The organism is Chryseobacterium sp. Bi04 (assembly GCF_918698085.1).
GTDB lineage: Bacteria > Bacteroidota > Bacteroidia > Flavobacteriales > Weeksellaceae > Chryseobacterium.
The window spans coordinates 270,061-292,988 of sequence record NZ_CAKKLP010000004.1; the positions used below are offsets into that span (position 1 = coordinate 270,061).

21 protein-coding genes are annotated in these 22,928 nt (G+C 37.2%); 11 read left to right on the forward strand and 10 right to left on the reverse strand.

Features of this window, described 5'->3' with window-relative positions:
• Positions 1–9 precede the first annotated feature (9 nt).
• Positions 10–1,212 (reverse strand): DUF3696 domain-containing protein, encoded by a 1,203-nt coding sequence (locus LQV47_RS09130; protein ID WP_230036102.1) that lies wholly within the window; start codon positions 1,210–1,212, stop codon positions 10–12.
• A 513-nt stretch (positions 1,213–1,725) separates the two neighbouring features.
• Positions 1,726–1,971, reverse strand: a complete 246-nt coding sequence (locus LQV47_RS09135) for a helix-turn-helix transcriptional regulator (RefSeq protein ID WP_230036104.1) — start codon at positions 1,969–1,971, stop codon at positions 1,726–1,728.
• 466 nt (positions 1,972–2,437) lie between these two features.
• Between LQV47_RS09135 and LQV47_RS09140 the strand changes: the two genes are divergently transcribed.
• The 5 genes from LQV47_RS09140 to LQV47_RS09160 all read left to right on the forward strand — a co-directional run bounded on the left by LQV47_RS09140 (position 2,438) and on the right by LQV47_RS09160 (position 9,981).
• Positions 2,438–3,022, forward strand: a complete 585-nt coding sequence (locus tag LQV47_RS09140) for a hypothetical protein (RefSeq protein WP_230036107.1) — start codon at positions 2,438–2,440, stop codon at positions 3,020–3,022.
• Positions 3,023–3,125: 103 nt separating this feature from the next.
• Positions 3,126–6,131: a SusC/RagA family TonB-linked outer membrane protein gene (locus LQV47_RS09145; RefSeq protein WP_230036109.1), complete on the forward strand. Its 3,006-nt coding sequence runs from the start codon at positions 3,126–3,128 to the stop codon at positions 6,129–6,131.
• Between the two features lie 10 nt (positions 6,132–6,141).
• Positions 6,142–6,471, forward strand: coding sequence for a hypothetical protein (locus LQV47_RS09150; protein ID WP_230036111.1), 330 nt, complete (start codon positions 6,142–6,144; stop codon positions 6,469–6,471).
• A gap of 29 nt (positions 6,472–6,500) precedes the next feature.
• Complete coding sequence (locus tag LQV47_RS09155) at positions 6,501–7,520, forward strand: RagB/SusD family nutrient uptake outer membrane protein (protein ID WP_230036113.1); 1,020 nt, start codon at positions 6,501–6,503, stop codon at positions 7,518–7,520.
• Positions 7,507–9,981, forward strand: a complete 2,475-nt coding sequence (locus LQV47_RS09160) for a prolyl oligopeptidase family serine peptidase (RefSeq protein ID WP_230036115.1) — start codon at positions 7,507–7,509, stop codon at positions 9,979–9,981. The genes LQV47_RS09155 and LQV47_RS09160 overlap by 14 nt, the downstream gene beginning before the upstream one ends.
• A gap of 39 nt (positions 9,982–10,020) precedes the next feature.
• Here the strand turns inward: LQV47_RS09160 and LQV47_RS22570 are convergent, their stop codons facing one another.
• From LQV47_RS22570 to LQV47_RS09175, 4 genes are read right to left on the reverse strand one after another with little or no spacing between them, the layout of a single operon-like run.
• Positions 10,021–10,287, reverse strand: coding sequence for a DUF6520 family protein (locus LQV47_RS22570; protein ID WP_226798637.1), 267 nt, complete (start codon positions 10,285–10,287; stop codon positions 10,021–10,023).
• A 23-nt stretch (positions 10,288–10,310) separates the two neighbouring features.
• Positions 10,311–11,816: a MauE/DoxX family redox-associated membrane protein gene (locus LQV47_RS09165; RefSeq protein WP_230036117.1), complete on the reverse strand. Its 1,506-nt coding sequence runs from the start codon at positions 11,814–11,816 to the stop codon at positions 10,311–10,313.
• 11 nt (positions 11,817–11,827) lie between these two features.
• Complete coding sequence (locus tag LQV47_RS09170; protein WP_230036119.1) at positions 11,828–12,031, reverse strand: hypothetical protein; 204 nt, start codon at positions 12,029–12,031, stop codon at positions 11,828–11,830.
• Positions 12,032–12,055: 24 nt separating this feature from the next.
• Positions 12,056–12,247 carry a hypothetical protein gene (locus tag LQV47_RS09175; protein WP_230036121.1) on the reverse strand — a complete coding sequence of 64 codons (192 nt, stop codon included), beginning with the start codon at positions 12,245–12,247 and terminating at the stop codon, positions 12,056–12,058.
• Positions 12,248–12,528: 281 nt separating this feature from the next.
• On the opposite strand from LQV47_RS09175, the gene LQV47_RS09180 reads away from it, so the two are divergent.
• The gene (locus LQV47_RS09180; RefSeq protein ID WP_230036122.1) at positions 12,529–14,238 is read left to right on the forward strand and encodes an AraC family transcriptional regulator; all 1,710 of its coding nucleotides are present in this window, start codon (positions 12,529–12,531) and stop codon (positions 14,236–14,238) included.
• A gap of 46 nt (positions 14,239–14,284) precedes the next feature.
• Complete coding sequence (locus tag LQV47_RS09185) at positions 14,285–15,130, forward strand: RteC domain-containing protein (protein ID WP_230036124.1); 846 nt, start codon at positions 14,285–14,287, stop codon at positions 15,128–15,130.
• 49 nt (positions 15,131–15,179) lie between these two features.
• On the opposite strand, the gene mobC is transcribed toward LQV47_RS09185, so the two are convergent.
• The 3 genes from mobC to mobA all read right to left on the reverse strand — a co-directional run bounded on the left by mobC (position 15,180) and on the right by mobA (position 18,989).
• Positions 15,180–17,180: a conjugal transfer protein MobC gene (gene mobC / locus LQV47_RS09190; RefSeq protein ID WP_230036257.1), complete on the reverse strand. Its 2,001-nt coding sequence runs from the start codon at positions 17,178–17,180 to the stop codon at positions 15,180–15,182.
• A gap of 124 nt (positions 17,181–17,304) precedes the next feature.
• Entirely contained in the window at positions 17,305–18,558 is a 1,254-nt protein-coding gene (mobB, locus tag LQV47_RS09195) for a conjugal transfer protein MobB (RefSeq protein WP_230036126.1), read from the reverse strand.
• Complete coding sequence (gene mobA / locus LQV47_RS09200; RefSeq protein WP_230036128.1) at positions 18,555–18,989, reverse strand: conjugal transfer protein MobA; 435 nt, start codon at positions 18,987–18,989, stop codon at positions 18,555–18,557. Before mobA ends, mobB begins: the two co-directional genes overlap by 4 nt.
• A 634-nt stretch (positions 18,990–19,623) precedes the next feature.
• Here mobA and LQV47_RS09205 point away from each other — a divergent pair.
• The 3 genes from LQV47_RS09205 to LQV47_RS09215 are packed head-to-tail and all read left to right on the forward strand — an operon-like array spanning position 19,624 to position 21,420.
• Positions 19,624–20,391, forward strand: coding sequence for a ParA family protein (locus LQV47_RS09205; RefSeq protein WP_230036130.1), 768 nt, complete (start codon positions 19,624–19,626; stop codon positions 20,389–20,391).
• 4 nt (positions 20,392–20,395) lie between these two features.
• Entirely contained in the window at positions 20,396–20,791 is a 396-nt protein-coding gene (locus LQV47_RS09210; protein WP_230036131.1) for a DUF3408 domain-containing protein, read from the forward strand.
• 11 nt (positions 20,792–20,802) lie between these two features.
• Positions 20,803–21,420: a hypothetical protein gene (locus LQV47_RS09215; RefSeq protein ID WP_230036133.1), complete on the forward strand. Its 618-nt coding sequence runs from the start codon at positions 20,803–20,805 to the stop codon at positions 21,418–21,420.
• Between the two features lie 30 nt (positions 21,421–21,450).
• Here the strand turns inward: LQV47_RS09215 and LQV47_RS09220 are convergent, their stop codons facing one another.
• The gene (locus tag LQV47_RS09220) at positions 21,451–22,428 is read right to left on the reverse strand and encodes a PDDEXK nuclease domain-containing protein (RefSeq protein WP_230036135.1); all 978 of its coding nucleotides are present in this window, start codon (positions 22,426–22,428) and stop codon (positions 21,451–21,453) included.
• A 184-nt stretch (positions 22,429–22,612) separates the two neighbouring features.
• Between LQV47_RS09220 and LQV47_RS09225 the strand changes: the two genes are divergently transcribed.
• A complete protein-coding gene (locus LQV47_RS09225; protein ID WP_142016305.1) occupies positions 22,613–22,918 on the forward strand; it encodes a DUF4134 domain-containing protein in 306 nt (101 codons plus the stop codon).
• The last annotated feature ends 10 nt before the right edge of the window (positions 22,919–22,928 follow it).

Sequence of the window (22,928 nt, forward strand, 5' to 3'; positions counted from 1 at the left end):
CAGTCTATTCTAATCCACATTTCCCTTATCTATTTGCGCAGTTCTAATTGCTGATGCTTCCTGCAAGGTCTCTCCAAAGACATCAGGCCACCAATCTACTTTACCAAATTCATCAATGACAATAGGTTTTAACTCACTAAAGTTTTGATCTTCATCATAGTCTACATAATAAATATTTAAATCATCAGGCCTAAGTTTTCCCTCTGCAACCAATCTTCTCAATCTTAATACAAAATTTTGTGAATGGGTCTCTATTAAGTACTTTTTATTTTTATCTAGATCTACAGATTCAAAAAATAATTGTGCAATTTGTGCATGTGCATAGGGGTGTAAGTGAGCTTCTGGTTCTTCTAATACAATAACAGTTTCTTTACTACATGGTTTATATGCTCTTATAATTAGGGGCAGAATCTGAGATATACCCATTCCTGTTTGTGATAAATTTACTTTAAGTGTATCTTTTTCTAAAAAAATTCTTGCAGGTAAATCTTTTCTATATCCATCATATTCTATTCTAAGTTCCCAACCTTCAAATTTTTCTTTTAACCAATTGGATACTAAGGTAAAATATTTTTTATTTGTAGTTTGTGAATCTTCTATAAGAAAATTATAAAGATTTGAACCATCTGCTGCAGACTTTTCAGTAATTATATTGTTAAACGTATAGTACGTTTCTGCTTTTTGTCTAATACCTCCAATGTAATCACTGTTTAAACTAAACTTAGGTAATTGTAATAATTCATCATTATACTCCATTGATTTTAGATTGAAACCTTGGAATTTAGCGTTTATAACTTTAGATGTTTTTTTATTTAAATAACTGTTATTATCCGCACTGTCTAGTTCTAAATCGATAATGTTATTGCAGTTCCATTGGGAAATTTTAAATTCATCATCTTGAACATATAGTCCTACTTTTAAAAATTCATTTTCGTTCTTCCAATTTAATTGCTTTATTTCAAATTCTAACTCTTTGTTAGATTGACCGTATATTAAATCTTTTGGAAATTCTCCAAGAGAAACTTCATTATTATTTAAATCAATAGGATGGTCAAATCGAGTACTTAGGCTTCCCTCAAGTAGCGGTAACAGCTTTAAAAGAGCACTTTTACCAGTATTATTTTTACCAATTAATATAGTTAATGGCTTTAATACTAGTGTCTGTTGTTCTTTAAACAGTTTATAATTTTTAAAACTTATATCAGTGATCATATATTTTTTACTGAAGAATTATATTAGTTCGCAAATAGATTTCAAATTTAATTAAAATAATAGCAGCATTAATCATACATTAATTTAAAAAACTAAGTTACTGCTAAATTTATTTTAACAAAAACATATATAGTTTATGTCTAATTATCTAATAAGACGTTGCATAACAAAGAGATATTTAATAATATCCTAGTTGCTTAAACATATTATGATTTAAGCCAGATACTTTTTTTAGCTAAAAAGTTAATTCGACAATATTTATAACCAATGTAATTAAATAACCGAAACACAGATTATATATTATAAACTGCGTTTTCCTTTTACTATGATCTCGATCATTATATCTCTTTAGGAACTTATAGAATGAATTTGTTATGGCAGATATTGAAATCTTTTTTAAATGTCGAATTGATTTGACAGCTAATGTTAAAGATGATTTGAAATTTATATAATATTTTATTATTAGTTATTGAATATTTTGCTACTTAAAAGATTAAGAACCCTGAAATTTTGTTAAGACTCTCCATCTACTTTAAAATTAAACAATTCTTGGGGATGTACTTCTAAACCTTTTGCAAGTTCTAGTATTGTAGATATCTGAATATTTCTCAACCCTTTTTCGATCTTACTTATGTCACTATAATCAATATCACAATTTTGGGATAATTGTCTAAGACTTAATTTTTTCTCTTTTCGTAATACTTCAATTCTTTTTCCAAAACTCTTTAAAAACGCTGTTTTTTCTATTGTTGTAGACATATCAAATTTAATTGATAGCAATTTCAAGAGAAACATATTAAAACTAGTGGGTTTTGTTACCCACTTTTGTTTTTTTTATGTATATTTGTATAACAAGTTATAATAAATGTAACTTTGCGATACTTCAACGAAATATTAGAAGCTATTGCTTAGAATCTCAATTCGAAAACTGGTAATTTTTATGACACGAGACGATAAGCAGGAAGCTCACGACCTAGGCGTGGGCTCTCTTATCTGTGTCAAAGGTATACCAGTACCCCGAATTGGATAATGTAGAGTCCCATGCCGTTTTTTTATTTATGCAGTTCTGCTTTTCTACAATTATCTTTTATTCTAAGCCGCTTCACAAAATAGAGGTATACTGATACGATACAATAGGAATGTACAACCTATTGCGGCTTTAAAAAGCTTTCACGGGAACACAAATTCATTCATATTCACATTTGACCTTGTAGGGAGGAGCATTATGATTTCTCCTACATGGTCTTTAAAACTATTATTTACAGTAAAACAACCATTGAAAAACAAAAAAACAGCTGTTGGATCAGCTAGAAAGAAGTGTAGAAAACTACAGTTTATTGAAACTTTCTTTCAGACCCATGACCTCGTTACAGCTAAACAGTTACTCAGTTCCATGATGCAATATGCAGTAAACGGAAAAGGCTGGATAAAGGAAAATCCTTCTGTCATTTTACAATTTCATAAATCATTGTGCATATTCATCCATGAAGGTTATATGATAAGTAAAAAGACAAAGAAATGGCAGGTGAATGCACCGTCTGATATCGGCTCTCCAATGATGAAAAGTTCTCTGTCTGATAAAGAATATGAAAACCCAATATTGGTTTTCAAAAGAGCCTTTAAGGAATACAGCATTCAGGAGTTTGATTATTTTATATCCGGTATTGTCTATTTTTCACAGCAAATGTACAGGCATGGGCCGGAAAGCAATCTGGTAAGACCTTATATCCATCTTTCAAAGATGCTGGATGCAGCTTATCTCATCTTGGAAAAAGGACTACAAAAAAGTAATAACAAAAAGATAAAATAAGAAACAGAAACAAATAAAAAAGCCCTTTCCCGTAAGTCGACTAAAACATCAGGAAAGAGCATGGTTAAGTCATTAATTAAAAATTAAAAACCTTTACAAATCTATGAAAAATTCCTATTACCATATAGGAGGCATTTTCTTTGGGCTTATGTTTACCGCTGTAAGCATTGGTACAAAAGCCCAAGTACGCACCATTTCCGGTACCATAACCTCATCAGGCAAACCCCTTTCAGGAGTTGTCATCTCCCAAGAGGGCAGTGATCAGGTAACCATGACCGGCAACAACGGAACCTATACTTTACAGGTTTCAGCAGAAAATACCGTCCTATTGTTCAGACACCCTGATTATACAGAAGAAAAATTCACACTTACTAATCAGAAGGTCGTTAATATCAGCTTAGAACAAAAAGTAAAGGGAATCGAAGAAGTTATTCTCAACGCTGGCTACTATAAGGTTAAAGACAAAGAAAGAACCGGTAGTATCGCCAAAGTTTCAGCAAAAGATATCGAAAATCAACCTGTAACCAATGTGCTTTCTGCGGCACAGGGTAGAATGGCAGGAGTAAGTATTACCCAGAATTCAGGGGTAGCAGGAGGCGGATATGATATCCAGATCCGGGGCAGGAACAGTCTGCGGAATCTTTCCAATAGTGTGGTAGACGGAAATCAGCCCTTATATGTGATTGATGGAATTCCGGTGGGAGGGCAGCTGAACTCAGCTCTTTCAGTGGGAGTGGTTCCGCTTAAAAATATAAGTCCGCTCAATGCCATCAACCCTAATGATATAGAGAGCATAGAGATTCTGAAAGATGCAGATGCAACAGCTATTTATGGATCAAGGGGAGCCAATGGTGTGGTACTTGTAACCACCAAGAAAGGTAAGAAAGGGAGATTAGGCGGGATGATCAGTACCGCTTACAGTATAAGCAGTGTGGGAAGCCGTATGAAAATGATGAATACCCAGCAGTATCTTTCCATGCGTAGAGATGCTTACAGGAATGACGGGATAATGACGTTCCCTTCCAATGCTTATGATGTGAATGGAGTCTGGGATCAGGGAAGATATACCAACTGGCAGAAAGAACTGATAGGGAAGACGGCGACAGGAAGCATAACCCAGGCAAGCCTTAGTGGCGGGACAGAAAATAACACCTTTTTGGTAAGCTTTTCCCATAATGACCAGACGACGGTATTTCCGGGGGATTTTCATTATAAAACCAATATACTGAATTCCTCATTCAGCCATAGCTCAGCGGATAGAAGATTCAGAATAGAGGCTTCCAATATGTTTTCATCGCTTTCCAATAATGTGGTGAATACGGATCTTACTTTAAAGGCACTGACCCTGAGTCCCAATGCGCCTGCACTATATGGAGCGGATGGAAACCTTAACTGGGAGAACAATACCTTCACCAATCCGTTTGCAGCGTTGGAGAGTACCTATTCGAATAAAGTATGGCAGTGGAATTCCAGTGTGAACCTATCCTATCGATTTTGGAAAGACTTTGTACTGAAGGCCAATGGCGGGATTAATTACCAGAACCTGGAGGAACTTTCCTTACTGCCCAGTACCATGTACAATCCGGCCTATGGAATGACTTCAGAGAATTCTTCAGCTTCCAAAAGCAGCAATACGATGTTCTCCTATATTATAGAACCTCAGCTTTCGTGGGCAAAGAAACTGGGAAATCATGAACTGGATATTCTGGTAGGAACTACTTTTCAGCAGACAACCACTAAACTTTCTTCAATGACGGGGGTAGGTTTTCCGAGCAATGCCCTCATTGGAAACATAGGCGCTGCCTCAACGAAGATAATCTCCAATCAGGTAACCAATCCTTATCGATATGCAGCCCTCTATGCCAGGATTAATTATAAGTGGAAGGATCGGTATATACTCAATATTACAGGACGCCGTGATGCCTCAAGCAGATTCGGACCCTCCAACCGGGTAGCGGAATTCGGAGCGGCAGGGCTTGCCTGGCTCTTTACTAAAGAACCGATATTCGATTCCTGGAAGTGGCTGAGCTTCGGAAAGCTTCGGGCAAGTTATGGCGTAACAGGAAGTGATTTTATAGGAGATTACCAGTTTCTGAATACCTATACAATAGGGGATTCGAATTATGACGGGATAACGGGGCTGTATCCGTCAAGGCTTTATAATCCTGCCTATAGCTGGGAGAAGACAAAGAAGCTGGAAACGGCTCTGGAACTGGGATTTCTAAAAGACAGAATCATGCTGACGGCTGCCTTTTACAGAAACCGTTCAACGGATCAGCTGGTGGGGATTCCCCTGCCTTCTATCACAGGTTTTTCAAATGTAACGGCCAATCTTGGAGCTACAGTGGAAAACAGAGGCTGGGAGCTATCACTCAACGTCAATATTCTTAAATCGACCCCTCTGCGATGGGAGATGGGGCTTAATCTGAGTATTCCTAAAAACAAGCTTATTGAATTTCCGGGACTGGAAGGGTCTACCTATGCCAATACCTATAAAGTGGGGTATCCTACCTCCATGGTACGGGTTTTTGAATATGAAGGAATTGATCCGGTAACAGGGCAGTACAGGTTTAAAGACTTTAACGGGGATGGGAAAATTACAGCTCCGGCAGATGCGCAGGCGATAGAAAATATAGGCATGAAATATTACGGAGGCTGGCAGAACCAGATTTCCTATAAAAATATAAGCCTTTCATTTCTGCTGTATTTCGTGAAACAGAGAAGCTGGAACTATATAAGAGGAATGGCTGTGCCAGGTACCATGAATAATATGCCTGTAGATTTTCTGGATGTGTGGTCAGCGGATCATCCGGGAGGACTCATTATGCCTTACTCAGCGGGTGGAAATACCGCCATAAACAGTTTGACGGCTAACTTAAGGAATAGTACGGCAGCCATAGGAGACGCTTCTTTCATCAGGCTTAAAAATATACAGCTTAATTACCGTATTGAGGGCCGTGACAGCTTCTTTAAAAATGCAACGCTTTATGTGCAGGGGCAAAACCTCTGGACATGGACAAAATACTTCGGACTGGATCCCGAGTTTACTGTACCCGGATATCTGCCGCCGCTTAAAACCTTTGCTTTTGGGATACAGCTTAATTTTTAAATATCAAATCATGAAATACAATATCGTTAAAATAATAGGGGCGGGGATGCTTTTTTTGATCCTTATTCCGGGGTGTGAAAAAATGGTGGAAATTGATCCGCCCACTGATCAGATCAGTACAGCTGCGGTGTTTGAAGACACCCATACCGCCGATGCAGCATTGGCAAATCTGCTGGCAGAAGTGAGGGATAACTCCATGTTTTCAGGAGGCAGTAACGGGCTTTCAGCTTTTTTATCAAGCTATACGGATGAACTGGATGCCTACTTCACAAGTACGACCAATGCTGCCAGGATATTTATCATAATCAGCAGCTTGCCGGGAATATCAGTGTGGAACTGATATGGCGTAATGCTTATAAAGAAATTTATATGACCAATTCGATTGTAGAGGGTCTGGAAGGGGCTTCTGCAATACCGCTGAAGGACAGACAGCGCATTACCGGCACAGCGCTCCTGGTGCGTTCAATGATCTATTTTAATCTTCAGCGTTTATTTGGTGATATTCCCTATACGGAAACAACAGATTTTAAGATCAATAAGAGCCTTCAAAGGATGCCTGAAAATGAAGTGCTGAACCATATTGAAAAAGATCTTCAAAAATCTATGGAAATGCTGGCTGATGAATTTCAGAATGCTGAGAGGCTGTACCCTAACCGTAAGGTGGCACAGCTGGTTTTAGCTGAAGTGTACCTGTCCCGGAAAAAATGGACAGAGGCAGAACAGATGGGGAAGGAAGTAGTTAATAGTCCGCTATATACTTTTGAAGAGGATGTAAAGAAAGTGTTTTTGAAGACCGGAAAACATATTCTCTGGCAGATGAAACCTCAGAATGAGAATGATGGCACCGCGGAGGCTTTGCTGTATTATTTTACCAATGCAGCGCCTTCTTCCTATGCGCTTTCAACGGATCTTATGACGTCTTTCTCTGATACAGACCTTAGAAAACAGTACTGGACACTTCCTGTTAGCTTTAACGGACAGACATGGTACAGGGCCTATAAATATAAAAGCCTAGACCCCAATACGACAGAGTACTCGATTATTTTCAGGTTGGAAGAGGGATATTGTATTGTGGCTGAAGCGATGGCCAGGCAGGGAAAAATAGCAGCAGCTGCTGTTTATCTTAATCATATCAGACAGAGGGCAGGTCTTGCCGCTGTTGCAACAGGACTTACACAGGATATGTTTCTTAATGAACTCCTGGAGGAAAAAAGACGGGAATTCTTTACGGAGAAAGGACAGCGGTTCTTTGATCTGAAAAGAATGGATAAGTTAGATCGGCTTCTCGCTGTAAAGCCCAACTGGAAATCTTACCACAGGATTTGGCCTATACCGCTGAATGAACTATTACTCAACCCTAATTTAAATCCCCAGAATGAAGGCTATTAAACTATTATACATCGTCATTCTGTTTTTTTGGATACCCGGTATAAGCCAGACTGTTAAAAAGGATAGATTTAATCCCAGGTATCATAATCTTAGATACACGATTATGTTTCAGGAAACATCACCGGATAGAAAGTGGACAGCGTTTCGGAAGACCTATGAGGAAAGCAGGGACACCGTTGTTTTGGTAGATCATAAAAAGCCTGAGACCGTGAAACAGTATGCAGGCGTGTCCAGGTTTTATTTTACCGGCCATTCAAATCTTCTTTTAATAAGAAAAGGTAGTGCTGAGATGATCAACCTTAATTCCGGAGTGAGTAAAAGCTGGAATCATGTGGTCAGTTCGGAATTTATAAAGTCTCAGAATAAGTGGGTAGTATTACGGGGAGCTTCATCTTCAGGAACAGATCTGGAAATCTGGAAAGAAGGGGATCTGAAAGACAGATATAAAAATATTACAAGGTTTTTTGTAAAGGGGAGTGATGTGTTTTTTATGAAAAAGGAGGTAGGGAAAAACCTGCTGTATGATCTGAAAATGCCGGAAAAAGCAATCTATTCATCTGATCAGGAAATACTGGATTGCAGCTGGTCTGACAAGGGAGCCAGTGCATGGGTTACAGAAAAGAATGGAAAAACGGATCTGGTTTATATTAGCGGAAACCATGAAGCATTTCATTTGAGCAGTGATATGAACCGGGATTTTAAGACGGCTTCAATTTCCCAGCTGGGGACCGCAGAGCGTTTTCTGGTTGGGCTCACTTACGCTGCTGATCCAGCTAAGTTACCTGGTAATCCTGACATCTGGAATGCGGATGACCGTAAACTGGAAGTGAAGTTTCAAGGTGGGGAGTCGGAAGAAATAGCGGTCTGGGACCCGAAGCTCCGCAGACTAAGAATGGATTCTGATGATACAGCGCTGGAGAAAATAAATATTGGAGACAGCGTGTATGTTATCGGTTATAATTACTATAAAACGCAGGATTATATTCACCAATATCCTGAGTTTGATTTGTACCGTTATAAAGTGGAGAATGGGAAGCGGCAATATATCGGAAAGGGAGGGTATATGCTCTATTACGGGTCGACAGGAAGGTTTGTATTGTCTAATCCCCGCAATAATTGGGTGCTTTATGATATTTATGCACTAACTGAAAAAAAGTTGAAAATAGCGGATGCCGGAGATCCCTATTTTTCAGAGGATGATCAATATATCATGTTTGAAACGGAGGGCGGGCTGTTGCGGTATCAAACAGACATCGGTGATTTGGTGAAAATTCCCTTACGGGATGGGTTCCATTCTACCATTGTAAATCCAATTCGAGGAGAGGGTATAAGCAGTTACCCCAATGGGAATAAGAATCTATATAACAGCAAAGAGCCCCTGATTATAAAAATGTATGATAAAAAAAATGATCTGACAGCCATCCTCTCTTATTCTTACCAATCCGGTAAAAAGGTTATGCTGCTGGCTCCTACAAGAGAACGGATCGATAAAATTGAACATAAGAATGGCAGGCTGCTGGCTGTCAGTATTGAGGATTATAATGTTCCAACCTATATTAAGGCATTTAACGGCTCGAAAGCAAAAATCATTTATAAGAGCAACCGGGATGATATAGAGGTTGGAAGGATTCGTAGTGAGAGGATCAGCTATAAAAATTCCGAAGGAGCAGACCTTACCGGTATTTTATACTACCCTTTGGATTTTAGTGATAAAAAACGTTATCCCATGATCACTATTGTATATGAGAGACAAAGCCACTTAGGCAATCAGTATTTGCGTGATGGGTTTTTCGAGCGTACTGAGGGCCTAAACATACGTTCTTATCTTGAGGGTGGGTATTTTGTGTTTCTTCCCGATATTGTTTTTGACAAAAGAGGGACGGGATTCTCGGCTCTGGATTGTGTGAACAGTGCCCTGGATGCTGTATCCGGATTGAAGTCCATTGATTTTACAAGACTGGGACTCATCGGGTATTCCCATGGAGGATATGAGAGTAATTTTATAGCCACCCATTCAGACCGGTTTAAAGCCTATGCCTCGGGAGCGGGAAACAGTGATTTGATGCGGTCTTATTTTTCATATAATTACAATTTCCTGAGACCTTTTTATTGGCAGTTTGAAAACGGACAGTATAAAATGCCGGGAAGTTTTAAAGATTATAAGGAATTGTATATTCGAAACAGCCCGATTTACAATGTATCCGAAATCAGTGCACCCATATTCCTCTGGACAGGAATCAATGATAAAAATATAGATTGGAATCAGGTAATGGAGTTTTATATAGGATTAAAAAGAAATAAAAAAGAAGCTGTCGTTTTGTTTTATCAGGATGAAGCTCATGGATTCCTGAAGCGGTCCAATAAAATAGATATCGCCCGAAGAGTCGAGCAGTGGTTTGAATATCACCTTAAAGATGGGGCAAAAGCAGATTGGATGAAAGGAAGTGATAAACAGGATTGATTAACAAGTAAAGGATGCCTTTTGGGCATCCTTTTTAAATTAAGGTTTTACAAAAAGTGAGTTCGGACATGAGGTGTTATTGATCCTTTGGAAAAGCTGTTCAGGGCCATTTCCGAGATCTGCAGTACACATAACGTTACCTGATGTGTCACATGTCACATGAGCATTGACACATTTAATAGCTTCGGCAGGGCGAAAAACGTACCCTGTTGCAGGGACTTTCGTGCTGCTTTTGTTAACATTGCTAGCCAGAGCAGATGTTGCGCCTATCATGACAATGAAGACAGGCAGAATGAACTTTTTCATAGTATTTGGATTTGTTGTTTTGCCTACTCTGATCTAAGGTTTTCGGCTTCCCCTTTTCTGAAATCTTCCATGATCGTCTGCGCATAACGATACCGGATGATCTCATTGCCTATAAGTGTATAGAAGTAATTATCGCCAGCCAGCATTCCTGTCATTTTATTTTTATGCTGGTTCTGAACATAAAAACTTCCGCTATAACTTTTATTCTCGGCATTGTATATATCAATAATAGCATTGGTTTTCCATTGGTCCCTATTCTCAAACCTTCCCATGAGATTCGATTGGTTAAAAATTACTCCCAGGCAGGCCGTTGCCATTTTGTTTACCACAAGGGGCGGAGCAGTCATCTTTGTTTTTCCATTGGATAGTATGGTGCTTTGAACTTTTGCAATATGGGTAGTATCGATGGTATTTTGCTCGGAGAAAGAATTTTCCGATGTTTTTATGGTAACAATTTTATTACGGTAGTAGTAGATGTAATAATAGGTATTGGTACGGCTGTCTGCTATAAGCTGGCCATCCGTATCAAAAAGACCATCCTTTTGTTTTTTGATAATGTTATCGTTTAGATGATAATTGCCTGAGATTGATTGTAAAATTCCTAACGAACGAATTTTGGTATTAGGATTAAAAGTTCTGAACGCAATCTGTGTAGAGTCCAATACCTGCAGCTGGTCAAAATACATTTTTTTGTAACTCACAGTTTTTGCAGAAAAAGTATTGAGATTTCCACGATAGATGACGGGCACGCTTCCGTCAGCAAGGTACAAATGTGAATCTCGGATATAAAGCGTTAAAGATTTAAATGGATGATCATAGTGATCAAGCTTTATGGTATGCTGGCTGAAAGTTGTGAAAGAAGAATCAATCTCCGTAATGGTAAGCGGGCTGATATAGTTACCGAGAATTACTTTTCCGTTACTTATGCCTGCAAAATAATAAGAATTAGCTCCTAAATCAAGGCTCTTATCCTGTAAAATCGGATGATGGGGAAAACGTCTTATAAAATTATTATTTTTCTTCATCATCTGTTCGGAGGAAATGAAGGGGATCAGTACCAGGGAAAAGCTAAAAATGATCGTAGAGATAATCCATACGGAGGTTTTTAAAAATCTTTGTTTGAGCTTGACAGTGAGATAAATGCCTATGGCTGCCATGATAACACAGCCAATATTAAAAATAAGGTGCTCATCCCAACCCAGTTTTTCGAGAATACCCCCACAGGAGCATGGTACAAATTCACTGTAATGAATAATCAGATAAATATATATTGTGAAAGAGGTCATGAGCCCAAGTGAACTGTATAAACTATATATACGATATCTTGGAAGTATGAGACAAAAGGATATGAGAAGCTCAGCAATAATCACAGCATATGAAGTGATACCTGCATAGGTGCTCAATAAAGGTGACTGCGCAATCTGGATCTGAAAGTTTTCAAAGTCAAGTATTTTGCTCACGGCAGCATATACAAATAATAAGATAAAGAAATAGCTTATAATGCTGATGGATATTGTTGATATTTTCATGGTGTAATTATTTAATTTAAATTGCTCTTATCAGGATCCACTTTATTTTCTCTCCGCAGTAATCTGGCATTCTGGAACCTTTGGAAACCGGACAGGTTGTTTTGAAATTCCCCATACTTTCCCAAATGCCACTTCTTGGACATGGTAAGCCTGTTTTGCAGATCAGGGGTAAGTGATGGGGAATCATATCTTAATATTTTAAGGATTATTTCCATTGATCCGCCAGTCGTGGGTATCCTTTATTGGGGGATCTGACGCCGGATGTATTTCTGTTCTCGTTGTGTCCTGAGTTTTTGGGAAAAATATTTACTGTCTTCAGGATTGCAGATGATCTGTGATTCAACTTCATCCATCATATCGTTCTGCCTGCAGCTTAAAGTTGCTATGCTTACTGCTATCGTTAAAATGATGTAAGGAATATACTTTTTCATATTGATATTGATTTAAGTTATTCCCAACCGGTTAGGGGTATTTATTAGAATTCTTAGACCAAAGGTATTTTGAAACCGGAGCATAAAAAACTGATATTGGATCAGCTTTTCAAAAGAAGACGTCACCATTTATAAATAATGACGGTTATAATCCTGTAAAATCTCTTTATGGATAAATGATTTTCAATAAATATTACACATAATTGTGATTTACTTAATTATCTGGCTTTTATTGTCTTTTTTTGGCTAAATTTGACTCTTTCAGCCAAAAACTAATCACCATGACGACCTCACAATGTATCATGATCATATTGCTGCTGTTTTTGCCCATCACTGATTTCCATGCGGAGAAAAGCAGGAATGGCTATGTTTGGCTGAGAAGTCAATATGAAAACCTTGAAAAGAATGATTCTACGGCTTTCAGGTATTTAAGAATTTATATATCAAAAGCAAAGAAGGATTCTGATTTTGTAAGGCTTTCTGAAGCTTATAAATTTGCCGTCTATTTCACTCCGTCCAACGAAGGAAAACTTTCCTATGCAGACAGTACAATCTATGCAGCATTAAGGTCGAAGCAGCCGGAGCTTATCGGTGATGCCTATTTGGGCAAAGGAATCTTTTATTACTTTAACCTTAAGAAATATGAACCTGCTCTGGCAGAGTATCTGAAAGCTTATGAATATTCTAAGAATGGTAAGGATGAGTATCTGCATCAAAAAATCATATATCATCTGGGTGTTGTAAAAAGTTATTTGGGATTTTATCAGGAAGCTTTAGATTTGTTTAAACAATGCAGTGCCTTCTTTGAAAAAAGAAGTAAAGAAAAAAGTCATCCGAATACCTTATTCAATTTTAAAAGAGGCTATTTTAATTCGATACATCAAATGGTGATCTGTTATCGAAATCTTAAACAGTATGAAATGGCAGACGATCTCGTTGATAAAGCACTTCTGCATCTTGCTGATCAGGATCGGTTTTTACTGGAAAAAAGCTATCTGTTGAAATGCCGCGGCATCTCCGCATATCACCATAAAAATTATGCAGGAAGTATCCATGATCTGCATTCTGCTTTACAAGAGATGGTAAAGTCAAATGATTTTTCGTGGTTATCCGTAATTTATTACTACTTGGGAAAGAACCATATGGTAAGTAACGAGAATAAAGGATTATATTATCTGGAGAAAGTTGATTCGATTTTTAACCGGCATACATTTATTCTTCCTGAAGTAAGACCGGCGTACGAAGATCTTATAACGTACTATTCGGAAAAAGGCGATCGGGACAAACAGCTGTATTATACCAAGCAGCTATTGAAGGTTGATAAACTTATTAACAAAGATTTCACCTACCTATCGTCGAAAATACATAGAGAGTACGATACAAGATTACTCACTGAAAGCAAAAACAGATTGGAGAATATGAGTTCGCGCCGTATGACGTATATTCTTATATTTATTGTATCGACAATATTCTTTCTGTGTCTTTTCGTTATAAAGTACCGTAAGGAACAAAATATAAAATTGAAATATCTGTTATTGCAGGACAAACTCAATAATAAGCAATACGATATATTAATTATTGATAAACAGGATATTAGCGTAAATACTATAAAAACGGGGCTTCCTGAAGAACTTTATAAAGAATTGGATCTGAGACTCCAGAAATTTGAAATTGAAAACGGATTTACACAAAAGGGGTTAACATTAGGGATACTAGCTCTTAAAATGAACACCAATACATCTTATCTTTCAACTTTCATCAATGAAAACAAAGGCACCAATTTTAAGACCTATATCAATGGGCTCAGAATTTCTTATATCACACACTTACTCAACTCAGAAAGAAAATATCTCTTGTATACCATTGAAGCTCTTGCGGAAGAATCGGGTATTTCAACCCGCCAGCATTTTTCAGATCTATTTTTCGATATCAACGGTATCCGCCCGGCAGATTATATAAGAAATCGAAAGAAGGAGCTGGGTATTAGTTGATTAAGTCCTGCTTTAGCGAATTTTTGTAAATTCCTGAAAAAAGGACATGGTAACAAAAACTATTTTTAAAAGAACTTCACAGTTATTGGAAGATCTGGATGTAAAGATTAATGAAGTCTACGCAGATGGAAATGATATGATCAAAATTTCTGAAAAGGCTTTACTCATCATTGACGAGTCTATAAGGAAATTGAAACTTCTGGTTTCCGATCATCATTTTGATCATATTGCTGAAGAAGTACTTTTTTTTAAAAAGCTAAAACCACAGTTTATTTCAAAATTTATTTATTACTCTTCGGTACTGGATATTGAGGCCCATAAGCCGGCTGCAGGAAATAAAACTTTAAAAAAATATTATGAGGCAGAGCAAGAGAAGTTAAAAAACTTCTATTTGGAACATTCCGAATTCTACAGCTATTATAAACGTGAGGCGACTTATCTCGACCATAAGATATTTGTCCGTAATTCATATGATTTGAAAATGAAGCTATCATCAGGTTTTTATAACTATGATCCCAATTTTACAACATCACACGATCATATGATCGCCAGATTTATTTCCAATCAGCAATTTGATCAGTATGTAAAAAGGCAGATTGAAGGTTCTAGTGAAGATACAGCATCAAAACTACTTTCTCCTCTTAGCTGGTCGGGATCAAAGGTAGGTCTTATAGAACTGATCTATGCCCTTTACCAAATGCGTTGTTTTAATGGGGGGAATATAGAATTAAGCGAAGTCATAAAATTTGTTGAAAAGTCATTGGATTGTGATCTTGGCAATTTCCATAAAACGGTCTTTGAAATCCGCACCAGAAAACAGGGACCTACCAAATTCCTTCAACTGGTTGGTGACAATCTCAACCAGCATTTTATGACTCATGAAGCTGAATAACTGAAGATCAAATTAAACCTCAAATACAGTATGATTTGAGGTTTCTATTTTAATCATTTTTGATTAAATACTGCAAATCAGGATCATTCTTTATTCGATCCATCTCATTCGTGATGATGCTAAGAACATCAGTCTTAATCTCTTTGTAATTATCTTGGATCTGTTTGGTCATCGAATCATTGCCCTCCTGATCAATAAAGGATCGAATCAGCGGTATATTCTGATTGTTTTGCATTTCTTGAGAAAGCTTAATACTATCCACAACAATCTCCGAATGAAAAATCTTCTGCTGAATCCTTTCGTCAAAGTTATCTGATACTGCACCTACAAAAAATCCCTGAGTCAGGGTAGAAATCTTCGAAGCTGGAATCAAACTATCCAATTGCGTAGAGATGGAGGTAGAGGTATCATTCCTATTGATGGATATACTTTGTCTTTTTTGCAGTACTTTTCCAAAGCGTTCGGATAAGGTTTTTGCTGTTTCCCCAACCACCTGACCGCTGAAAATATTGCCGACCGTATTCTGAATCACTTTACTTTCCTTGTCTCCATAATCTCTTGTTAGCTGAGAAAAATCCTGAAACCCAAGACATACAGAAACTTTGTTACTTCTGGCAGTAGCAATTAAATTATCCAAGCCTCTGAAATAAATAGTGGGAAGCTCGTCAATAATGACAGAACTTTTTAATTGTCCTTTTTTATTGATTAACTTAACAATTCTTGAATTGTATAGTCCCAGAGCGGCAGAATAGATGTTCTGACGATCAGGATTATTTCCGACGCACAATATTTTAGGTTCATTGGGATTATTGATATCCAAAGAAAAATCGTCGCCGGTCATTACCCAGTACAATTGTGGTGAGATCATTCTAGACAAAGGAATCTTAGCCGATGCGATTTGTCCCTGTAGCTGATCCTGGGCACCTCCTTGCCATGCATCCATAAAAGGAGAGAGGTAATTCTCCAATTCAGAATACGATGTTAATATCGTAAATACCTCTTCATATTTTTTGTTTAGCAGTTCAATAGCGTGTGGAAAAGTACAGTATCTACCATTTTCATAAATTTTAAGAAACCATATGATTGCCGCTAACAATATAATGGGACTTTCGACAAAGAAATCACCCTGTTTCTGGATCCAACTTCTATTAAGATTCAGCATAATGGTGTAGGCAGCTTCATATGCATCTGAAATATCTGTCATAAAATTGGGGTTTAGGGGATTGCATCGATGGCTTTTTCTGGGGTCGTCAAAATTGATGATATAGAATTTCGGCTTTACGGTATAAGCAGCAGAATGATTGAGAAGATGGTTGTACGCAATAGTAGACAAATCATCGAATTTAAAATCATAGATATACATGGAAAATCCTTTTTCAATATGTTGTCTTATATAGTTGTTGACAACAGCATAGGATTTTCCTGAGCCTGGAGTTCCTAAGACAATGGTGGCACGAAAAGGATTCACCACATTAATCCATCCCTGATGCCACTTCCCTTGATAATAGAATTGTGTAGGAAGGTTAACAGAGTATTCATTATAGAGTAATTGGGTTTCCTGCTGAAAGCTTTCATTCTCATTGTTAAAAACATCGGTCATTAAGTCGGTTTTGAGTAAACGGCTTATCCAGACTCCTGCCTGCATCAGGAAGATGTATCCGGAACCGGTAGATAGAATATAAAGTACAGAAGTGAAACTGCTGGCAGATTGTAAGAGGATTGTGTTTAAAAAGAATAAGACAAAACCAATAGAAAAAACAATACTAATTTTTTTCCAAGTGATCTTTTCATTTTTGACTCCCTTTGTTCCGAGGCAACTCAAAGCCAGTAAAACTATTGTGAACAGCTTAGAATAAATAGGTTGAGAAAAAAGACCCGTTGTCTTGTTAAAATGATGAAGTATCTTATTGATGAGTTCCAGTGTCCATTGTTGATGTGCAAAAAATCCATAACAAAACCAGTACAGATGCATTAGTACCATGATAATGCTGACCGCTCGCATAAACGCCATGATTTTGGCAAGCCCTCTTAAATCGTCTTCACCCTGCATATTACATTTTAGACGCATAAATACTGGATTGCACATTCTTAATTATGAATGAGCCGTTGCAAGAATACATTGGCTGACTATGTCTCTGAGAGTATAATTATAAAGGTAGTTTATCAAAAGAATATTATTTTTTTCTTCTTTTTCTTTGTCTCTTTTTCATTTGTGATTCGAAAATTTGTTCCTCCTGATCCTCATTAGTATCTGAAGATAATAAACTGCTAAAAAATCCGTCAAAAACTCCGCTGATGCTATCCGTAAGAAATTGTTGTTTGCATATTTCCTGAGATAAATTAAAGTGATCATTATGATCGTATTTTGTTTCACGCTTTATTTCTACCTCATTCCACAGTGTATTGAATGAGTTGGCTGAAAGTTCTTTACTCAACTGTGAACCATTCCAAACAGATTTGGAGTTATGGTCTATGAATGTAATTCCGTATATTTTTCCCTGATTATTTTTTCTAATAACTGTAGCAATTCCCTGTTCCAAAAATTGAGACTTAAAAGAAGCTTCCGATTTACTCGTGCTGAGTGCAGTTTCTACCGTTCTTTTAAGAATATGTTTTGAAGGATCATTTTTCATTTTCACTTTAGATTTCTCAATGAGCACCTGAATGTTTTCTACTGCTGCATGCTTACCAAAAAGGGATGATTTAAAAGGATTGCTTATTTTTTTTCCATTTTCATCCGTTACAAAATAAACCATTCCCTTTCTCATCTTTCCATGCAGTTCTCCGCTAACCTCTTCACAGGAAATATTAAATTGAGAGAGTAAAGCGTTATAAGCACCCATACTTTGAAAGCCATAGATTTTAGGGATATGTCTTATTACGGATGATAATTGTGTTTTGATATTTCCCTTAGTATAATCTACAGGTTTAAAAATAGAGCTTTGATTTAAATTTCTGTTCTCACCAGCGACTTTCAGGTTATATTGTTTTTCCAGTTTTCTACAGGCTTCCATTGATCGGGGGTGATCATAGCGATCTGATATTTTCTTCCCATCGATCTGTACACAGGTGGTGACGATATGGATGTGAGTTCTATCAATATCCGTATGTTTAAAAACGACATAGGGTTGGTTGCCATACCCCATTTCCGTCATATATTGCTGAGCCATTTCTCTATAATCTTTATCATCCACCTTATCGTTAGGATCAGGATTAAGAGAAATATGTCTTACCGGTTTTTCAGTTTTGTTATTGGCAATCAAGTAGGGTTCAAAATACTGATGAAAAAATTTGACCGAATAAGGTCGATCCCACAAATCGGGAATCTTATTAGTGTATAAAACCGTTCCATTTTCGTTGTCTACTTTTTGCTGATTGTAGGTAAGCGCACCCCAAAGATTTTCACCTTTTCCAATTTTTGCGATCATTTATAAGTAGTTTTTTGAATATGGTTTTGCTCAAATTCTTTCGTGAGTTCTATCACCTGTTTACAGATTACAGCTAGATTTTTAGTATGATTTTCCAGTTTAAAGAGATAGAGAGAAGCTTTTTTCTCAGTAAAATTTCGATATAAAATTTTTACAATCTGATTGTAATTGTTTCCAATCGACTGAAACTGATAGAAAAATTTAGTGAGTTGAGTATGATAATCCATCGTTGAAACATCAACTTTTATAATTTTTAATTCTCTCTGAAGCAAAATTGTTGTAATAAATTTTGCTTTGTTGCTCATGCCTGAAGCTTCAAATAATTTTAGAAAACCAACATTTTCTTCATCTGTCAATCGAAATACATACCTGTTTTTACTTGGGTTTAGCTTAGGCTTACGCCCTCCTTTATTGTTTCTATTTGTTTCCATATTCTCTAATTTAATGTTAAGAAAATCACGACTTCGGAGTGGTTTTTAAAGCCCCAGCCAGGGCAAGTTGTTTTGAGGCACGAAAAAAGTTATGAGGCACTCAAAACATAACTTGCCCCTTTCGGGTGAAAGGAAATATCACTAAGAGAGCAGATGTCATACTGCGTAGTATGAAGACCGGTAAATTTCCCCTGACCACTCAGCTTTCTGGAACAAAGTAAATCACTATGCTTTAAAGAGACAGTATTGGAAAGAATGCCAAGGACAGTCACTTAAAGCCAAAACCAACCATGAAAAAACATCCCCCAAAGAAATACTATTCATTTGCATCAGATTGAGCGCATGACTTCATAGCTGAAGATCTGACAGAAATATTGAACAGAGGAAATCCGGCTTTCCAGCTTTCCTGAATTCAAGCCATCACGATATCATATGTGAGAAATGGGAATCAGGAAATCATTCTCCCAGGATGGCAAGATGGATGGCAGTCAGTGAATAGTGATAGAAGTCAATGCAGATATCAAGAATCCCAGCCAGCAATAATGAAAACAAGGCAGAGAACCTGAAGTATTGACTGCCAGGGGCCTGCATTCAGTCATTCTTTCAAATTACGTTTAACTCAAATTCAAGCAAAATGGAAACGAAAAAACAACCATCCATTATTACATTTTCCACTCAAAAAGGTGGAGTAGGGAAAAGTACATTTACAGTACTTCTGGCAAGTATTCTTCATTATCGTTTAGGATATAATGTTGCCGTTTTCGACTGTGATTTTCCACAGTATAGTTTACTCCAGATGAGAGAACGGGATTTAAAGACAGTGATGCAAAATGAGATTCTTAAAAAATTAGCACACAGACAGTTTACTACCATTAACAAAAAAGCATATCCTATCTTTAAAAGCAGCAGTGAAACAGTAATGAATGAGGTTGAACGGTACATCAATAATACGGATACAATCCCTGATGCCATATTTTTAGATTTACCTGGCACGGTCAATACCGCAGGTATACTGAAAACATTGACCAGTGTCAATCATATCTTTTCCCCCATAACAGCAGATCGTATTGTATTGGAAAGTACTTTAAGTTTTACAGATGTACTGATTAATGTACTGATGAAAGAAAAACATACGGAAATAAAAACCATCCGGCTTTTTTGGAATCAGTTTGATGGAAGAGAAAGGACCATGTTGTACAAAAATTACAGCAAAGTGATTACAGACTTAAGGCTTCAGCTTATGGAAACGACCATTGCAGATAGTAAAAGATTTCGGAAAGAAGGGGAGCCGGCAGCAAAGACGGTTTTTCGGTCTACACTACTGCCTGCAGATGCTAAGCTGTTAACGCAATGCAGGCTTGATCAGTTTGTAGAAGAATTTCTGAAAATTGTCAAATTATAGCAGTATGGAAAATGAAAAAAAGAACAATAAGGAAAATGGTATCGATGAGCAGTATTTGATGTCTATTATGGCGGGAGGTCCAAAGAAAGAATTACCGATTCAAAATGCTGACGTTTCAAAGGAAAAAGAAGTACAAAAAAATAAGTTGAAGAGTAAGAAGAGCAATGATATAACTTATATGGAGCAGTTTCTTACTCATCATACAATGACTAAGCGTGGTGATAAAAGCATCTATATCCGTCCTGAATATCATGAGCGGCTTTCGCGTATTATTCAGATTATTGCAGAAGACCAGATTCCATTGTATGCTTATCTGGATAATATTCTGGCATATCATTTTGAAATGTTTGAAAAGGAAATTACTGATGATTTCAACAATAAATACCGTCCAATCTTTTAATTCTTAATCATATGGAACAACTCATCATCATCTTTTTGCTCATCATTATTATGCTGATTCTTTTAGACAGAAAATTTTCGGTCAATGTCCGAGGGAAAAATCACAGTGATACCAATAAGAGTGTGCCTTCCATTATGGGAGCTACAAAGCAAAGAGAAGGACAGGTTTTGCCAATCGATGCCAGGGAAAGACAAGGTGAATCTGATATACTTACTGTTGATAATTTTGAATCAGAAACCAAAGAAGAGGAATTTGAGCCTATTGACCAGAGTAAAAATATCAATGATATTCTCATCAAAAATGATGAATGGGAGGAGTATGAAGATTGGATAGATGAAAACTCTACTATTGAAAGCGGGTTCGCTACAGGGGTTACCTTTCAGGAATTGAGTACTGCGGGTCAGTTGCTTCAGCAGGACATGCTGGATACTGACTTAGAACAGCAAGCAGTAGAGATCATTCAAAAAATTCAGGAAACCGAGCTTTTTGATCTCTTAGAGAATTCATTAGGAGATGCTTCGAAAAGAATTGCCACTTTAGTGACAGCGAGCATTCCGGATGATGACAAGATCATTTCTTTTAGACGTAATAATTCTTCGGACAGTTTCGACATTGGGGAATTTGTCTAAACAAATTCCCCTTTACTATTTAAAGAAACTTCAATCTGGTCTGTTATCAAACAATTCATGGAGCTTCTGCTGAAGAACTTTTTTGTCCGGAAGCTGGGTCTTGTATTCAGAGACCATGGTAGGAGACAGACTTCTGCTAAGCGCATATTCTACCACCTCACTATCTTTGTCTTTACACAGCAGTACGCCAATGCTTGGGTTTTCATTCTGACGTTTGACATCCCTGTCCAGTGCCTCCAGATAAAAGTTGAGCTGACCTAAATGTTCGGGTTTGAATTTATCTGCTTTAAGTTCAAATGCGACCAGGCATTGCAGACCTCTATGGAAGAATAAAAGATTAATATAAAAATCAGAATTACCTACCTGTACTTTATATTCTTCACTGATGAATAAAAAATCTCTACCTAATTCCAGGATGAAGTTTTTCATCTGCTGAATGAGTCCTTTTTGGAGATCACTTTCATTAAACGTTTCAGGTAAATTCAAAAAGTCAAAGACATAGCTGTCCTTAAAGGTATTGGCAATGTCTGCGTTGGTTTCTCTCAACACTGTTGAGAGTTTTGAATTTCCGATCATCGTCCTTTCAAACAGGCTGCTGGAAATCTGTCTCTCAAGCTCACGAAAGCTGTAGTTCTCACGTTTAGTCAGCTTAATATAGAATTCGCGTTCCTCAATAGTTTTACATCTGGAAAAAATGGACAAATTATGAGACCAGCTAATTTCTCTCAACAGTGTTGAGATTTTTGGAAATTGCTTATAGGACTCATAGAACTGCTTCATTCTCCAGAGATTTTTATCGGAAAAACCTTTGATCTGAGGATCATGGGCTTGGATGTATTGAGACAGTTCTTTGACCACCGATTGTCCCCATTCGCTCAGTTCTACCTTCTTGCTGATATATTCCCCTATATTCCAGTATAAATCGATCAGTTCTTCATTGACTTTTCTTATCGCATTGTTTCGAGATCGGTTGATGAGTTCAATAATGTCAGTGAATCTTTTATCCATGATTTCTTTTTTGAAATTCCCTACAAATTTACAATTAATTGTAATCAAATGCCGAGAAGGATACTGTTAGTTAACGGCCAAAAGGTTCCTCCTGCTGCCATCCCTCTCAAATAGTTCCGGGTCCATTACATCTTTGTCTTCAAGCCCGTAAAGTGCGGGTTTCATCATTAAAAATCTATTCATTATGAAAAAACAAAGAAAAAAATTGCTGTATGCGGTTTTAGTATTGGCAACAATTAATTCAGTCTTCGGTCAAGGTAACGGTTCAGCTGGAATCAACGAGGCTACACAGATGGTCACCTCTTATTTTGAACCCGCTACCCAGCTCATCTATGCGATTGGTGCGGTAGTAGGACTCATTGGAGGTGTTAAGGTTTACAACAAGTTCAGCAGCGGTGATCCAGACACCAGTAAGACTGCTGCGAGTTGGTTCGGAGCATGTATCTTTTTAATTGTTGCCGCAACTATTCTTCGCTCATTCTTCCTTTAAAATGATGATT

Bases quoted from the DNA above. Each gene is read 5' to 3' on its own strand.
- mobC (WP_230036257.1), bottom strand. From the start codon at position 17,180: ATGCAGGGTGAAGACGATTTAAGAGGGCTTGCCAAAATCATGGCGTTT.
- LQV47_RS09160 (WP_230036115.1), top strand. From the start codon at position 7,507: ATGAAGGCTATTAAACTATTATACATCGTCATTCTGTTTTTTTGGATA.
- LQV47_RS09175 (WP_230036121.1), bottom strand. From the start codon at position 12,247: ATGAAAAAGTATATTCCTTACATCATTTTAACGATAGCAGTAAGCATA.
- LQV47_RS09155 (WP_230036113.1), top strand. From the start codon at position 6,501: ATGACCAATTCGATTGTAGAGGGTCTGGAAGGGGCTTCTGCAATACCG.
- mobA (WP_230036128.1), bottom strand. From the start codon at position 18,989: ATGGAAACAAATAGAAACAATAAAGGAGGGCGTAAGCCTAAGCTAAAC.
- mobB (WP_230036126.1), bottom strand. From the start codon at position 18,558: ATGATCGCAAAAATTGGAAAAGGTGAAAATCTTTGGGGTGCGCTTACC.
- LQV47_RS09165 (WP_230036117.1), bottom strand. From the start codon at position 11,816: ATGAAAATATCAACAATATCCATCAGCATTATAAGCTATTTCTTTATC.
- LQV47_RS09225 (WP_142016305.1), top strand. From the start codon at position 22,613: ATGAAAAAACAAAGAAAAAAATTGCTGTATGCGGTTTTAGTATTGGCA.
- LQV47_RS09210 (WP_230036131.1), top strand. From the start codon at position 20,396: ATGGAAAATGAAAAAAAGAACAATAAGGAAAATGGTATCGATGAGCAG.
- LQV47_RS09215 (WP_230036133.1), top strand. From the start codon at position 20,803: ATGGAACAACTCATCATCATCTTTTTGCTCATCATTATTATGCTGATT.
- LQV47_RS09145 (WP_230036109.1), top strand. From the start codon at position 3,126: ATGAAAAATTCCTATTACCATATAGGAGGCATTTTCTTTGGGCTTATG.
- LQV47_RS09180 (WP_230036122.1), top strand. From the start codon at position 12,529: ATGACGACCTCACAATGTATCATGATCATATTGCTGCTGTTTTTGCCC.
- LQV47_RS09205 (WP_230036130.1), top strand. From the start codon at position 19,624: ATGGAAACGAAAAAACAACCATCCATTATTACATTTTCCACTCAAAAA.
- LQV47_RS09140 (WP_230036107.1), top strand. From the start codon at position 2,438: ATGATTTCTCCTACATGGTCTTTAAAACTATTATTTACAGTAAAACAA.
- LQV47_RS09130 (WP_230036102.1), bottom strand. From the start codon at position 1,212: ATGATCACTGATATAAGTTTTAAAAATTATAAACTGTTTAAAGAACAA.
- LQV47_RS09150 (WP_230036111.1), top strand. From the start codon at position 6,142: ATGAAATACAATATCGTTAAAATAATAGGGGCGGGGATGCTTTTTTTG.
- LQV47_RS09170 (WP_230036119.1), bottom strand. From the start codon at position 12,031: ATGGAAATAATCCTTAAAATATTAAGATATGATTCCCCATCACTTACC.
- LQV47_RS09135 (WP_230036104.1), bottom strand. From the start codon at position 1,971: ATGTCTACAACAATAGAAAAAACAGCGTTTTTAAAGAGTTTTGGAAAA.
- LQV47_RS09185 (WP_230036124.1), top strand. From the start codon at position 14,285: ATGGTAACAAAAACTATTTTTAAAAGAACTTCACAGTTATTGGAAGAT.
- LQV47_RS22570 (WP_226798637.1), bottom strand. From the start codon at position 10,287: ATGAAAAAGTTCATTCTGCCTGTCTTCATTGTCATGATAGGCGCAACA.
- LQV47_RS09220 (WP_230036135.1), bottom strand. From the start codon at position 22,428: ATGGATAAAAGATTCACTGACATTATTGAACTCATCAACCGATCTCGA.